Genomic DNA, 13,498 nt, shown 5'->3' on the forward strand with positions numbered 1-13,498 from the left:
AATTTCGGCTTGATAAAACTTCTACAGGGCCCTTTGCGGGCCCTGTGTGTTTTGATTGCTTTGTCGGCACTGCCCGCTGGCGCGCAACAACTGGGCGTGCTGCAGACCGGTGTTCTGACGATTTCCAGCGAGCGTTTGTTTGCGGAATCCGCCTTTGGCCAGCGCGTGTTTCGTGAGATAGAAACGGAAAGTGCATTGTTGGCTCAGGAAAACGAGCGGATCGTCGCCGAACTGAGCAAAGAGGAAAAAGACCTCACCGAGCTTCGGGCGACTGTATCTGCTGAGGAATTCCGCCCCCTTGCGCAGGCGTTTGACGAAAAAGTTCAGTCGCATCGAGACAGCCAGCGAGCCAAGCTCGATGTACTGGCACGGCGAGGAGAAGAGGCGCGCGGTCAGTTTTTCGAACTGGCGCAGCCGGTGTTGATTGAGTTGTTGCGTGAATCTCAGGCGTCGGTCGTGATCGAACGCTCGACTGTAGTGCTCAGCTCGGACGCCTCGGACATCACCAATGCCGCAATCGAGCGTATCAACGCTGCAATCGGCGACGGGACCAGCCTTGGGGCAACCAACGGCGACTAGGCTGGCTTGCCCTTGCCCAGCGGTATTGCTAACCACGCTTGAAAGAGACATCCAGAACAGGACACCCAAACCATGACCACGGAAACCAAGAGCGCAGACATTCAGCTGATTCAGCGGATATTGCCGCATCGCTATCCGTTTTTGCTGGTCGACAAGGTGGTGGATATTCAGGGTTATCAATCCGCAGTCGGCATCAAGAACGTCACCATGAACGAACCGCATTTTCAGGGCCATTTCCCAGGTACTCCGATCATGCCGGGAGTTACCATTGTCGAAGCAATGGCCCAGACCGCTGGTGTCATGCTTGGCGTCGGCATGGATGTGATCGACAGCGAGCTGCTGATCTACTTCATGAACATCGACAAATGTAAGTTCCGCCGCAAGGTCGTGCCCGGCGATGTGCTGGAGATGCACGTTGAAACTGTGCGCGGCAAAAAAGGTGGCAAGATCTTCAAGTTCAGCGGTCGTGCAACCGTCGAAGGCGAAGTGGCCGCCGAGGCCGAATTCTCGGCCTATGTCGATTGGGACATGGAAAAGACGACATGAGCGGCATCCATCCCAGCGCAATTATCGAAGACGGCGCTCAGATCGGGCAGGACTGTACCATCGGTCCGTTCTGTTATGTCGGATCGCAAGTTCGGTTGGGTGACCGGGTCGAGCTGAAATCTCATGTGGTGGTGACCGGCGATACCTGTGTCGGCGAAGACACCGTGATCTTCAATTTCTCGGTCATCGGAGAAATCCCGCAGGATCTGAAATTCGGCGGTGAGAACACCCGCTTGGAAATCGGCAAACGCAATCGCATCCGTGAACATGTGACGGTCAACACCGGTACCGACGGTGGCGGTGGTGTGACCCGTATCGGCGACGATTGCCTGCTTATGGCCGGTGTCCATGTCGCCCATGACGTGCAGATCGGCAACCGGGTGATCATGGTCAATCATGCCGGCGCGGCTGGTCACTGCATCATCGAAGATGACGTAATCGTTGGCGGCATTTCCGGTCTGCATCAATTTGTGCGTGTCGGTCGCGGTGCGATCATCGGCGCGCTGACAATGGTGGCCAATGATGTGATTCCCTATGGCCTTGTGCAGGCTCCGCGAGGCGAACTGGATGGTCTGAACCTGGTCGGACTGAAACGGCGTGGCGTGGCGCGCGCTGATATCTCGGCCTTGCGCGCCGCGTTTCGCGAATTGTCCGAAGGTGAGGGCACCTTCATGGATCGGGCCAAGCGGTTGGGAGATGATCACGAAAGCGAATATGTGCGCCGGATCGTCGATTTCGTCACCGGTGAATCCGATCGCTCGTTCCTGACGCCGAGGAAGTAATCCGATGCTGGCTCTGATCGCGGGGACAGGAGTGTTGCCGGATGCGGTTGTCTCGTGCCTGTCCGACCGCCCGCTGATTTGCGCCATGGAGGGGTTCGAACCGGACACTCTGACAGCAGATGTGGTTTTTCCTTTGGAACATCTTGGCAGTTTCATCGCCGACCTCAAAACGAGGGGCGTAACCGAGATCTGCATGGCCGGAGCGGTACGCCGCCCTGTTGTTGACCCGGCGCGGATCGACGCTGCAACGATGCCGCTGGTTCCGATCCTGCAGCAGGCCATCATGTCCGGAGACGATGGCGCGCTGCGGGCGGTCATCGGCATCTTTGAAGACGCCGGACTGAACGTTCGGGCCGCACATGAGATTGCGCCTGATCTGCTGCCTCCGCTTGGTTGCCTGTCAGAAGCACACCCGTCCGAGGCCGATCTGTCTGATGCAGATCGCGCCGCAGGTATCCTGCGCGCGATGGGTGCGGCCGATATCGGTCAGGCTTGTGTGGTTCTGAAGGGGCAGGCGCTGGCGGTCGAGAGTATCTTCGGCACCGCATGGATGCTGCAATCCCTGACACAACGGCCCGATGCGGGCGGCGGTGTCCTGTTCAAAGGGCCCAAGCCCGATCAGGACCGGCGCGCGGATATGCCAGCAATTGGCCCCGACACCGTGTCCGGGGCGGTTGCTGCCGGGCTTTCAGGTATCGTGATCGAAAAGGGCGGCGTAATCGTGTTGCAGCGTGACCGTGTCGTCGAGGAATGCAACCGACTGGGCCTGTTCCTTCAGGTCCGAGAGCGCGCGGTCTGATGCGCGTCTTTCTGGTCGCTGGAGAACCTTCGGGCGACCGGTTGGGGGCCGCATTGATGGAGGGGCTGCGCGCGCTGGTTCCCGATGTGGCATTCGACGGTGTTGGCGGCCCCTTGATGCAGGCGCAGGGGCTGAACAGTCGCTTTCCCATGTCCGAGCTCAGCGTTATGGGACTGGTCGAGGTTCTGCCGAAGTTTTTCCACCTCAAACGCCGGATTGCCGAGACCGCTCAGGCGGTGCTTGAGACGCAACCGGATGTTCTGATCACCATCGACAGTCCTGATTTCTCATTGCGGGTCGCCAAACTGGTGAAGGCATCGGGCAATATCCGCACCGTCCACTATGTCGCCCCCAGCGTCTGGGCCTGGCGCCCGGGGCGGGCCGACAAGATGGCGAAGGTGATCGACCATGTCCTTGCCCTGTTGCCGTTCGAGCCGCCCTATATGGAACGCGCCGGGATGGAGTGCGATTTCGTCGGCCATCCGGTTGTGAACGAACCTGTTGCGACAGATCAGGATGTTGCGCAGTTCCGCGCGGATCACGATCTGGGTGATGCGCCGATCATCCTTGCACTGCCAGGCTCTCGGCGAGGGGAGGTTGAACGGCTGGCCCCGATATTTGGGGCCGCTCTCCGGCAATATCTGCAAGACCGCCCGGGCACGCGCGTGGTGGTTCCGACCGTCGCGCATATGGTCGAGGCTGTCACCGAGCAGGTGAAGGATTGGCCGGGGCAACCGGTTGTTGTCGATCCGCGGGAATTGCCCACGGATCAGGCTCAGGCGCAGAAAAGGGCGGCATTTGCGGCTGCCGATCTTGCGCTGGCGGCATCGGGCACGGTGTCTCTGGAACTGGCCGCGCAAGCGACGCCGATGGTGATTGCCTATAATCTGAACTGGCTGACTACGTTGATCGCGAAACGCATGGTGAAACTGGATACTGTGACGCTGGTCAATCTGGTCTCGGAAACCCGAACGGTGCCCGAATGCTTGCTGGACGACTGCCAACCCGACAGAATCGCCCAGGCGCTAAGACAGGTCGCAGCAACCCCGGATACGCAGCAGCAGGCCATGGCCGAGACGATGGACCGTCTTGGGCGTGGCGGAGAGGCCCCCGGCCTGCGCGCTGCGCGCGCGGTTCTGCAGCGGATGGCGTAGCGACATGTTCGACCACCTCTTGTTTGCCATATCGGCCGGGGTGGCGATGGTGTCGACCAATCTCGACAATCTGGCGGTTTTGCTTGGCCTGATCCTGATCATGGAACAACGCCGCGCCATTGCCGGATTTGCAATTGCGCAGGCCATTGTCCTGTCGCTTGCCATGACCGTCGCGGTCGGGCTGGATCAAAGCGGCATCCCCGAATGGATCGGCTATCTTGGACTTGTGCCCTTGATCTTCGGCTTGCGCGGTATCTGGCAGCAAATGCGGGGAACCGAGGCGGAAGATCTCAGCTCCAAAGGGGCCGTCAGCTCGGTCGTCACTCTGTTTCTGAGCCTGTCCATTGACAGCTTTGCGGTAATGACGCCGCTCTTGGCCGATTCTGCGCCCTCATTCCGGTTGGCCGCCTTGCTCGGTGCTGCTGGGGCCGCTGCTGCATTGGTCGCGGTCGCAACCTGGGGCGCGCCGCGGGCACAAAGCCTTGGGCCTCGGGTGGCGCGAATGGACCGGATCGCGCCCTACATCATGGTTTGTGTCGGGCTTTACATCCTGTTCAATTCGCCTACAGACGCCCTGTAAACCCAACCGGCACAATGACCGGATTGTGATCGAAGCGCATCTGTCGCAGCACCTTCAGGCATGGGTAAGTATGCCGCGAAGGAGAATGCCCATGACCCGTATCCCGCCTCTGAGCGATGATGACATGACCGACGCAGCCCGCGCGTCCCATACAGCATTGGGTGCCTATGGGCCGTTCGACAACTGGGCACGGGTCGCAGCCTATTGCCCGCCGGTTCTGGAGCATGTCACTGGTATGCTGACGACATTGCGTGCGCAGGAAAACCTGCCGCGCCGGGCGCTGGAGCTGGCAATGGTCACGGTATCGAAACTGAACGCCTGCGATTATTGCGTGTCCCATCATACCCCGTTGCTGACCGTGGCAGGGCTCAGCCCCGAAGGTGCGGCTCGGTTGCCGGATGTTGAGGATCATCCCGAGCTTGACGACTGTGACAAGGCGGTGGTGCGCTATGCCGAGGCGGTGACCACCCGTTCAGGCCGGATGCGGGATACCGAGGTCTCGGACCTGCGCGAATGGTTCAGCGATGCGCAGATTGTGGAACTGACCTGGCGTATAACGCTCTGCGGTGCGTTCAACCGGTTCAACGATGCCCTGCAAATTCAGATCGAAGCTGAAGTCGAGCCCGTTTCGGCCTAGTAACCGCGCCAGATCCAGCCGCCGCCAAAGATGCGGCTGCCTTCATTCGCATAGAACACACAGGCCTGACCCGGAGAGATACCTTCCTCGGGTGTCAGCAACTCGACCTCGGCAGTGGTGTCGGATAGGGGTCGAATGATCGCTTCGCGCGGGGGGCGGGTCGAGCGGACCTTGACCGACAGGTGCCATTCCCTTTGCGAGGTGAAAGGTTCATCCCCAAGCCAGTTGATCTCGCGTACCGGTACGATGCGGGTGGCCAGCATTTCTTTGGGGCCGACAACGACCTGCTTTTTGTCCACGTCCAGCTTGACCACATACAGCGGCTCGCTAAGGCCGCCGATGCCAAGGCCGCGCCGTTGGCCGATGGTGTAGTGGATCACCCCGTCATGCTGCGCCAATACACGGCCATCGGCATGGACGATCTCGCCCGGTTCCGCCGCGCCGGGGCGCAGCTTTTCGATAACGCTGGCATAGTTGCCATCGGGTACAAAGCAGATGTCCTGACTGTCCGGCTTGTCCGCCACGGCCAGCCCGTATTGCGCGGCCATCTCGCGGGTAGCATCCTTCGAGGGCAGATGGCCAAGTGGGAAGCGCAGGAAATCCAACTGCTCAGGAGTGGTCGAGAACAGGAAATAGGATTGGTCCCGGTTCGCATCCTCGGCGCTGTGCAGTTCGGGGCCGTTCGGCCCCATCATGCGCTGAATATAGTGACCGGTGGCCATGCAATCGGCCTCAAGGTCCTTGGCGGTTTCCAGCAGGTCCTTGAATTTCACCCGTTCGTTGCAGCGGATGCAGGGCACAGGGGTCGCGCCCGCCAAATAGCTGTCGGCAAATTCGTCGATCACTGCATCCTTGAAGATGTTCTCGTAATCCAGAACGTAATGCGGAAACCCACGCTCTTCGGCCACGCGTCGCGCATCATGGATGTCGATGCCTGCACAGCATGCACCCTTCTTGGCCAGCGCCGCGCCGTGGTCATACAGCTGAAGCGTCACGCCCACCACATCATATCCCTGATCGGCCAGATAAGCGGCCACAACCGAACTGTCCACACCGCCGGACATCGCGACGACCACCCGCGTTTCCGAGGGCGGTTTGGCAAAGCCAAGCGAGTTCAGCGGGGTCTCGGTATCGAGGGCCATGGGTGGTTCCAGTCCGGGTTAAGAAAGACCGGCAGAATATAGGAAAATTCTACACACTCTCAAGGGGCGGTTTCATGCTGTTTTAAGTAGGCTGGGCGCAGCTTTGTCGCAGTAATAGAAGGTGTGACAGATGTATTTGCACAAAGTCGAAGGGCCAAGGTCGGTTACCTTGCCGGATGGAACTGTTTTGACGCGCGCAGATTTGCCCCCTGCGGATACACGACGCTGGGTTGCCTCGCGCAAGCTGATCGTCGTTCGGGGGGTGCTTTACGGGCTCATTTCTCTCTCGGATGCCAAAAAGCGATATGGGTTGAGCGATGAAGAGTTCAACATTTGGGCCTCGGCTGTTGCCGAGCACGGAACCGACGCCTTAAAGGTCACCGCGCTAAAAAAATATCGACAACTTAAAGGGGAAAGTGAATAAATGAATCAACGGTAACGACAGGTTAACCATTTTTAGCCAGTCTCGATTTGAACCGATGATATTGTACCGAATTGGAGCGGCTGAATGCGTATACTTCTTGTCGAGGATGATCCCACAACGTCCAAAAGCATCGAACTGATGCTGACACATGCTAACCTGAACGTGTATGCGACAGATCTTGGCGAAGAAGGGATCGATCTGGCCAAGCTTTACGACTATGACCTGATCCTGCTGGACCTGAACCTGCCGGATATGAACGGGCATGAGGTGCTTCGGCAGTTGCGCATTGCGCGGGTTGAAACACCCATTCTGATCCTGTCAGGCGCAGATGATACGGAAAGCAAGATAAAGGGGTTCGGCTTCGGCGCCGACGACTATCTGACCAAACCCTTCCATCGCGAAGAACTGGTGGCGCGTATTCACGCGATCATTCGCCGCTCGAAAGGGCATTCGCAATCGGTGATTCATACCGGGCAGGTGGCCGTTAACCTGGATGCCAAAACGGTCGAGGTCGGTGGCAAAACCGTCCATCTGACGGGCAAGGAATACCAGATGCTGGAACTTCTGAGCCTGCGCAAAGGGACGACCCTAACGAAAGAAATGTTCCTGAACCACCTTTATGGTGGAATGGATGAACCGGAACTGAAGATTATTGACGTGTTTATTTGCAAGCTGCGCAAAAAACTCAGCAATGCGACGGGCGGAGAGAACTATATCGAGACGGTCTGGGGCCGCGGATATGTTCTGCGTGACCCGCAAGTCGGCAGCGTCGATCAAACGCGAATGGCGGTTGGAGCCTGATACAATCAACAGATTGCCGCCGTTGGTCCGGGGCGGCATTCCCACTCGCGGCTCAGCACAGCACTGGACCTGACCATGGCCTCGCCCTATCACTGGGGTCCAAGACGACGTGACAGGGCGGGGACATGAGCAAGATCACAGCGGTAGCAGAGTTGAGCGAAGACGAAGCACGGGAAGAACTGGCCCGTCTTGCCGCGGCCCTGCTGCGCGCAAATGAGCTTTATCACGCCAAAGATGCGCCCGAGATTTCGGACGCCGATTACGACGCGCTCAAGCGCCGAAACGCCGAAATCGAAGCCCGTTTCCCAAATCTGAAGCGCGCAGACAGTCCAACGGATCAGGTTGGGGCGCGACCTGCGGACGGCTTTACCAAGGTGGCCCATGCCATGCGCATGATGTCGCTGGGCAATGCGTTTGACGACGAGGATGTCGCCGATTTCGACCGTTCGATTCGTAAGTATCTTGGCCTGAGCGCGGATGCGCCGCTGGCCTACACTGCCGAACCCAAGATTGATGGTCTGTCTCTTTCATTGCGATATGAAAACGGCGCGTTGGTTCAGGCCGCCACCCGAGGAGATGGCGAGGTAGGCGAGAACGTCACCGCCAATGCCCTAACCGTCGCGGACATCCCGCACCACATAGACGGCGCGCCTGACGTGCTTGAGGTTCGGGGCGAGGTCTACATGTCTCATCAGGATTTCGACGCATTGAACGCGCGGCAATCCGAGAGGGGCGGCAAAACCTTCGCGAATCCCCGAAATGCGGCGGCGGGCTCTCTGCGGCAACTTGATTCCGAGATCACCCGGGCGCGACCGCTTCGGTTCTTCGCCTATGCGTGGGGCGCGCTTTCCGAGCCTTTAGCGGATACGCAGATGGGAGCAATCGAGAGGCTCAAAGACTTTGGGTTTCAGGTCAATGATCTGACCCGCTTGTGCGCCACAACCGATCAAATGCTGGACCATTATCGCCGGATCGAGGCGCAGAGGGCGACCCTAGGCTACGACATCGATGGTGTGGTCTATAAGGTCGATGACCTCGGCCTGCAGGGCCGGTTGGGGTTCCGGTCCACGACCCCTCGCTGGGCGATAGCGCATAAATTCCCGGCAGAACTTGCCTGGACACGGCTTGAGGCCATCGACATTCAGGTGGGCCGGACAGGCGCACTCAGCCCGGTTGCGCGATTGCATCCGGTGACGGTTGGCGGTGTCGTGGTTTCGAACGCGACCTTGCACAACGAGGATTACATTGCGGGTCGGGACGCCAAGGGCGGCGTGATCCGCGATGGTAAGGATATCCGCATCGGCGATTGGGTACAGGTCTATCGCGCGGGTGATGTGATCCCCAAGATCTCGGATGTGGACCTGTCAAAACGGCCCGATGATGCCGAACCATATGATTTTCCATCGAAATGCCCCGAATGTGACAGCGACGCGATCCGGGAAGAAGGCGATGCGGTCCGCCGCTGTACCGGCGGTCTGATTTGCCCGGCACAGGCGGTCGAAAAGCTCAAGCATTTTGTCTCGCGCAAAGCGTTCGACATCGAAGGATTGGGCGCCAAACAGATCGAAATGTTCTATGACGACCCGGTTTTGCCGATCAACACACCTGCCGACATCTTCACGCTGCAGGACCGTGACGCGGGCAATCTGGCGCGATTGAAGAACCGGGATGGTTGGGGCGATACCTCTGCCAGCAACCTGTTTGCGGCAATCAGCGACAAACGCAGCATTGCCTTCGCAAGATTGCTGTTCGCGCTTGGCATTCGTCACGTGGGTGAAGTCGGCGCGCGCGATCTGGCGCTGTTTTATCGGGATTGGGATGTGATGGCGGCGGCGATTGACACTGCGCGCCCGGCGGCGCTGGCGCAGCGGGCCGCGGATGAGGCGGAGGAAGCCGAACGGTTTGCCGCCACTACCGAGGGTCGGCGTGCAAGGCTTAAGGATTCGCGTGACATTGCGATGTCGCGGCTGGATGTTCCTCCCTCAGCGGCCAGCGCATGGTCCGATCTGATCGGGATTGATGGGATCGGGGCGACTCTGGGCCTGTCGCTGTCTGATGCTTTCGCCAATGCTGACGAACGCAAGGCCTTTGACGATCTGCGCCAACATCTGACGATTATCCCGCCTGAGGCCCCGGCCTCGGACAGCCCGGTCGCGGGTAAAACAGTGGTGTTCACGGGGACATTGGAAAAGATGACCCGCGCCGAGGCCAAGGCGCGGGCCGAGGCATTGGGGGCAAAGGTCTCTGGTTCGGTCAGCCAAAAAACCGACCTGCTTGTGGCCGGTCCGGGCGCTGGATCAAAAGCGAAGAAGGCGGCTGATCTGGGGATCGAAACACTGGACGAAGACGGCTGGCTGCAGCTGATCGGGGATGCATGAGCGGCAGACCTGAACAACTCTTCCCACTGTTTGCCGGGCTCGAGACACTGGATGGCGTTGGCCCCAAAACGGCGCAATTGATGGGGCAACTCGGGATCGAGTCGCCGCGAGATGTCTTGTTCGCGTTGCCCTATGCGGTGATCGACCGGCGGCGGCGCGATACAATTCAAGGTGCCGTCCTGCCGACGACCCTGACGGTCGAGGTGACGGTCGGGACGCATCGTCCGCCTCGGAACAAAGGTGGGGCCTATCGCATTCATGTCGAAGATGCGCAGGCCGATTTCCAGCTGGTGTTTTTTCACGCACGCGGGGAGTACCTGAAGAAAATCCTGCCACAGGGCGCGCGCCGTATTGTGTCGGGCAAGCTGGAGCTGTTCGACGGCATGGCGCAGATGGTGCATCCGGATCATGTCGTTGCACCGGAAAGTGCTGGCGAGTTGCCGGAATTCGAGCCGGTGTATCACCTGACTCAGGGCGTCACCCAGAAGACAGCCTATAAAGCCGCGCAAAGCGCATTGGCGCGCGCGCCCGCATTGGCCGAATGGGCGGACACGACACAGGTTGCGCAGCAAAGCTGGCCGGATTGGCAGACCGCGATACGATCAGCGCATCATCCGCAGGGGGCGGACGATGTCGCCTCATTCGCTCCGACACGCGAGCGGCTGGCTTACGATGAGTTTCTGGCCCATCAGCTTACATTGGCCATTGCGCGCCAAAGAGAGCGCAAGACACGTGGGATCGTCAGTGTCGGCACAGGTGCGTTGCAGTCCAGAGTATTGGCAAGCCTGCCGTACCGTCCGACCGGGGCGCAGACACGTGCGATCGAGGAAATCTCGGCCGATATGGCCTCGGGCAATCGCATGAATCGTCTGCTTCAAGGGGATGTGGGGGCAGGCAAAACGCTTGTGGCGTTCATGGCCTTGCTGGTCGCCGTTGAGGCGGGCGGGCAGGGGGTAATGATGGCCCCAACCGAGATTCTGGCGCGCCAGCATCTGGAAGGGTTGCGCTCGCTGGCCGAGGAGGCGGGCGTTGTCCTTGAAATCCTGACGGGACGTGACAAAGGGGCGGAACGGCGCGCCAAGCTGGCGGCATTGAAACAGGGCGACATTCAGATTCTGGTCGGCACCCATGCCGTTTTTCAATCCGATGTCGAATTCAACGCCCTGCGGCTTGCCATCGTTGATGAGCAGCACCGCTTTGGTGTGCGCCAGCGGATGGAACTGTCCGAGAAAGGCCAGCGCGCGGATGTACTGGTAATGACCGCGACACCGATCCCGCGCAGCCTTGCGCTGGCGCAATATGGGGATATGGATGTCTCGGTTCTGGACGAAAAACCTCCGGGCCGGAAACCGATCAAAACGGCCATCGTCAGTACGCAGCGCATGGATGAAGTTGTGGCCCATTTGCGGGGCGCGATTGATGCGGGCAAGCAATGCTATTGGGTTTGCCCTTTGGTGGACGAATCCGAGGTGTCGGACCTGACAGCCGCCGAGGAGCGGTTCAAACGACTGCGCGCGATACTGGGGGACGGCGTGGTGGGGCTGGTGCATGGACAAATGCCGCCTGCCGAAAAAGACGCGGCCATGGCTGCGTTCCAGTCCGGGCAAACCAAAGTGCTGGTTGCCACAACAGTGATCGAGGTGGGCGTGAATGTGCCCAACGCGACGATTATGGTGATCGAGCGGGCCGAGATTTTCGGACTGGCCCAGTTGCACCAGTTGCGTGGCCGGGTGGGGCGGGGCGAGGATGCCTCGACTTGCCTTCTGATGTACCAGCCTCCACTCAGCGAAGGTGGGCGCAAGCGGTTGGAGGTCCTGCGCGAGACCGAAGACGGGTTTAAAATCGCCGAGACCGATCTGCAGATGCGCGGGGCCGGGGACCTGATTGGTACCGCACAATCCGGGTTGCCAAAGTTTCGCATCGCCGATCTGGAACGTCAGGCCGGACTGATGGCTGTCGCCCAAACGGATGCCCGTGCGCTGCTAACCGCAGATCCGAATCTGACAACCGACAGAGGCAAGGCGGCGCGCGTTCTTCTGTGGCTCATGAAACAGGATCAGGCAATCCGTTTGATTTCAGTTGGTTAGGCACGATAACCGCAAAAAGTTCACGAATGTTCTCATAAAGTTCTTTACTGGCTCGTCGAAATATGAGAACAAAAGGTCAACAAAAGATTAAACCCTGACCGGAGGTGAGACCATGCTGGCCCAGATCAAGACCGCTTTCAGCCGTTCGCAAGCAACGATTTTGCAGGATGCGGTGGGCGCGGTTTCGCTGGTTGTCATGCTGGTGGTAGCCCTTCACTTGCCGACGGGGTTTTAAGCTTTTCTGCCTGCGATCTCATGCCGATAATGCCGTGCTTGTTTCCCCATCTCAGTCAAGGGTGACCTGCCTGTCCCAAACCCCTTGAAGGGGCCAGCCTCGGCCCCGCGCGGAAAACCGGACCCTACGTGAGAAACGCACAACCTGCCGCCGCCCTTTCCGCCCGGAAGGCGCGGCGGTTTTTTTTACAGTTGCCCGGTTTTGATGATCTCGAGCATCGCGGACAGAACGGAATTCACCGCGACCGAAGCCAGAATCATTCCCATGACCCGGCTGATGATGGCAGCCCCGGAATGCCCGATCAGGCGTATGATAGGCTCGGCCAGCAGCATCAGCACAAACGCGATGGCGATCACGGCCAGCATGACCAGCGCCGTTATGCCCTGATCGGCAATGCTGTAGCGGTTGTTGTCAGTCAGGACGACAATGGCCAGCATTGCTCCGGGTGAGGCCAAAGACGGAACCGCCAGCGGAAAGATCGCCGGATTGGTCTTGTGCATCTTGTCATCCAGGTCCTCCTGGGCTTCACGCTGCTCGGTGTCCTGTTTGCTTTCGCCAAAGATCATGGTCAGCGCGAACAGGAACAGGATTATCCCGCCAGCGACCTGAAAGGAATTCAGACCGATATCCAGCGCTTCGATTACCAGCTGTCCGCAGACAAGGAAAAACAGCAGTATGCCAGCACTGACTACGGCCGCCAGAAAGGCCGTTTTGCGGCGGGCAGCGGCCTCAACACTCGCAGTAACTGCGATGAAAACGGGGATCGTGCCAATCGGATCTATGACAACCCAAAGGGTCACAAAATGTTCGAGCAGTTTTTCCACGTCTGAGCCTCCCCCGGATTTCGGCAGAGATTACACAGATTTGTCGGAATTTACTACGTTCAGGCGCAGTTTGCCTGTTCTGCCTGTTCCATCGCCTCGGCAGTCGCTTCCAGCGCCAGCAGGATCGACGCATGGCGGTTCTTGTAATCGCGCGCTGGCATCAGCACCTCAAGCCCGTCAAACGGGGCGTCAGGGGCAGGGCCGCCCTTCTTCAGCATCGCTGAAAGCTGATCGCGCGCGGTTTCGACCTGCGCCCGTGTCGCGCCGATCACAGCGCTTCCAACCACCGAGGCTGAAGCCTGACCCAGAGCGCAGGCTTTCACATCCTGCCCGAACGCAGAAATCCGCCCATCTTCGACCTGTACATCCACAGTCACCGTCGACCCACAAAGCGGCGCGCGTTTTTTCACGGTCGCATCCGGGTTATCCAGCCGTTCCAGATGAGGGATATCGGCAGCAAGCGCGAGAATGCGCCCGGAATAGAGCTTGATCAGATCGGTTTCGCCGCTCATGGCTTTCCCTCGTTGACT

General features: G+C 59.3%; 15 protein-coding genes. 12 read left to right on the plus strand and 3 right to left on the minus strand.

Annotation, left to right across the window (positions count from 1 at the left end; genetic code table 11):
- The first annotated feature begins 9 nt into the window (after positions 1 to 9).
- The 7 genes from ACR0K9_RS04915 (at position 10) to ACR0K9_RS04945 (ending at position 5,077) form a co-directional block, all read left to right on the plus strand.
- Positions 10 to 579, plus strand: coding sequence for an OmpH family outer membrane protein (locus ACR0K9_RS04915; RefSeq protein WP_480821235.1), 570 nt, complete (start codon positions 10 to 12; stop codon positions 577 to 579).
- Positions 580 to 651: 72 nt separating this feature from the next.
- Positions 652 to 1,125, plus strand: a complete 474-nt coding sequence (gene fabZ / locus ACR0K9_RS04920) for a 3-hydroxyacyl-ACP dehydratase FabZ (protein ID WP_480469859.1) — start codon at positions 652 to 654, stop codon at positions 1,123 to 1,125.
- Positions 1,122 to 1,907: an acyl-ACP--UDP-N-acetylglucosamine O-acyltransferase gene (gene lpxA / locus ACR0K9_RS04925; RefSeq protein WP_480821237.1), complete on the plus strand. Its 786-nt coding sequence runs from the start codon at positions 1,122 to 1,124 to the stop codon at positions 1,905 to 1,907. The genes fabZ and lpxA overlap by 4 nt, the downstream gene beginning before the upstream one ends.
- A gap of 4 nt (positions 1,908 to 1,911) precedes the next feature.
- Entirely contained in the window at positions 1,912 to 2,706 is a 795-nt protein-coding gene (locus ACR0K9_RS04930) for an LpxI family protein (RefSeq protein WP_480821239.1), read from the plus strand.
- Positions 2,706 to 3,860, plus strand: coding sequence for a lipid-A-disaccharide synthase (lpxB, locus tag ACR0K9_RS04935; RefSeq protein ID WP_480821241.1), 1,155 nt, complete (start codon positions 2,706 to 2,708; stop codon positions 3,858 to 3,860). Before ACR0K9_RS04930 ends, lpxB begins: the two co-directional genes overlap by 1 nt.
- A gap of 4 nt (positions 3,861 to 3,864) precedes the next feature.
- Positions 3,865 to 4,440, plus strand: coding sequence for a hypothetical protein (locus tag ACR0K9_RS04940; RefSeq protein WP_480821243.1), 576 nt, complete (start codon positions 3,865 to 3,867; stop codon positions 4,438 to 4,440).
- Positions 4,441 to 4,531: 91 nt separating this feature from the next.
- A complete protein-coding gene (locus ACR0K9_RS04945; protein WP_480821245.1) occupies positions 4,532 to 5,077 on the plus strand; it encodes a carboxymuconolactone decarboxylase family protein in 546 nt (181 codons plus the stop codon).
- Here the strand turns inward: ACR0K9_RS04945 and mnmA are convergent.
- Positions 5,074 to 6,219, minus strand: coding sequence for a tRNA 2-thiouridine(34) synthase MnmA (gene mnmA / locus ACR0K9_RS04950; RefSeq protein WP_480821247.1), 1,146 nt, complete (start codon positions 6,217 to 6,219; stop codon positions 5,074 to 5,076). The genes ACR0K9_RS04945 and mnmA overlap by 4 nt on opposite strands.
- A gap of 130 nt (positions 6,220 to 6,349) precedes the next feature.
- Between mnmA and sciP the strand changes: the two genes are divergently transcribed.
- The 5 genes from sciP to ACR0K9_RS04975 all read left to right on the plus strand — a co-directional run bounded on the left by sciP (position 6,350) and on the right by ACR0K9_RS04975 (position 12,144).
- The gene (gene sciP, locus ACR0K9_RS04955; RefSeq protein WP_480821249.1) at positions 6,350 to 6,643 is read left to right on the plus strand and encodes a CtrA inhibitor SciP; all 294 of its coding nucleotides are present in this window, start codon (positions 6,350 to 6,352) and stop codon (positions 6,641 to 6,643) included.
- Positions 6,644 to 6,727: 84 nt separating this feature from the next.
- Positions 6,728 to 7,444 (plus strand): response regulator transcription factor CtrA, encoded by a 717-nt coding sequence (gene ctrA / locus ACR0K9_RS04960; protein WP_480532454.1) that lies wholly within the window; start codon positions 6,728 to 6,730, stop codon positions 7,442 to 7,444.
- Between the two features lie 125 nt (positions 7,445 to 7,569).
- Complete coding sequence (gene ligA, locus ACR0K9_RS04965; RefSeq protein WP_480821251.1) at positions 7,570 to 9,822, plus strand: NAD-dependent DNA ligase LigA; 2,253 nt, start codon at positions 7,570 to 7,572, stop codon at positions 9,820 to 9,822.
- Positions 9,819 to 11,909, plus strand: a complete 2,091-nt coding sequence (recG, locus tag ACR0K9_RS04970) for an ATP-dependent DNA helicase RecG (protein WP_480821253.1) — start codon at positions 9,819 to 9,821, stop codon at positions 11,907 to 11,909. The genes ligA and recG overlap by 4 nt, the downstream gene beginning before the upstream one ends.
- 112 nt (positions 11,910 to 12,021) lie before the next feature.
- A complete protein-coding gene (locus ACR0K9_RS04975) occupies positions 12,022 to 12,144 on the plus strand; it encodes a hypothetical protein (RefSeq protein WP_480469848.1) in 123 nt (40 codons plus the stop codon).
- 185 nt (positions 12,145 to 12,329) lie between these two features.
- Here ACR0K9_RS04975 and ACR0K9_RS04980 read toward each other — a convergent pair whose 3' ends face one another.
- Entirely contained in the window at positions 12,330 to 12,968 is a 639-nt protein-coding gene (locus tag ACR0K9_RS04980; protein WP_480532446.1) for a MarC family protein, read from the minus strand.
- A gap of 59 nt (positions 12,969 to 13,027) precedes the next feature.
- Entirely contained in the window at positions 13,028 to 13,480 is a 453-nt protein-coding gene (locus ACR0K9_RS04985; protein WP_480821255.1) for an iron-sulfur cluster assembly scaffold protein, read from the minus strand.
- Positions 13,481 to 13,498 lie beyond the last annotated feature (18 nt).

It is taken from the genome of Ruegeria sp. L12, assembly GCF_056531745.1.

What these genes read in the sequence shown, in the direction of transcription:
- lpxB (WP_480821241.1), top strand. Translation starts at nt 2,706, where the DNA reads ATGCGCGTCTTTCTGGTCGCTGGAGAACCTTCGGGCGACCGGTTGGGG.
- recG (WP_480821253.1), top strand. Translation starts at nt 9,819, where the DNA reads ATGAGCGGCAGACCTGAACAACTCTTCCCACTGTTTGCCGGGCTCGAG.
- ligA (WP_480821251.1), top strand. Translation starts at nt 7,570, where the DNA reads ATGAGCAAGATCACAGCGGTAGCAGAGTTGAGCGAAGACGAAGCACGG.
- ACR0K9_RS04940 (WP_480821243.1), top strand. Translation starts at nt 3,865, where the DNA reads ATGTTCGACCACCTCTTGTTTGCCATATCGGCCGGGGTGGCGATGGTG.
- ACR0K9_RS04985 (WP_480821255.1), bottom strand. Translation starts at nt 13,480, where the DNA reads ATGAGCGGCGAAACCGATCTGATCAAGCTCTATTCCGGGCGCATTCTC.
- ctrA (WP_480532454.1), top strand. Translation starts at nt 6,728, where the DNA reads ATGCGTATACTTCTTGTCGAGGATGATCCCACAACGTCCAAAAGCATC.
- ACR0K9_RS04945 (WP_480821245.1), top strand. Translation starts at nt 4,532, where the DNA reads ATGACCCGTATCCCGCCTCTGAGCGATGATGACATGACCGACGCAGCC.
- ACR0K9_RS04975 (WP_480469848.1), top strand. Translation starts at nt 12,022, where the DNA reads ATGCTGGCCCAGATCAAGACCGCTTTCAGCCGTTCGCAAGCAACGATT.
- sciP (WP_480821249.1), top strand. Translation starts at nt 6,350, where the DNA reads ATGTATTTGCACAAAGTCGAAGGGCCAAGGTCGGTTACCTTGCCGGAT.
- ACR0K9_RS04930 (WP_480821239.1), top strand. Translation starts at nt 1,912, where the DNA reads ATGCTGGCTCTGATCGCGGGGACAGGAGTGTTGCCGGATGCGGTTGTC.
- lpxA (WP_480821237.1), top strand. Translation starts at nt 1,122, where the DNA reads ATGAGCGGCATCCATCCCAGCGCAATTATCGAAGACGGCGCTCAGATC.
- mnmA (WP_480821247.1), bottom strand. Translation starts at nt 6,219, where the DNA reads ATGGCCCTCGATACCGAGACCCCGCTGAACTCGCTTGGCTTTGCCAAA.
- fabZ (WP_480469859.1), top strand. Translation starts at nt 652, where the DNA reads ATGACCACGGAAACCAAGAGCGCAGACATTCAGCTGATTCAGCGGATA.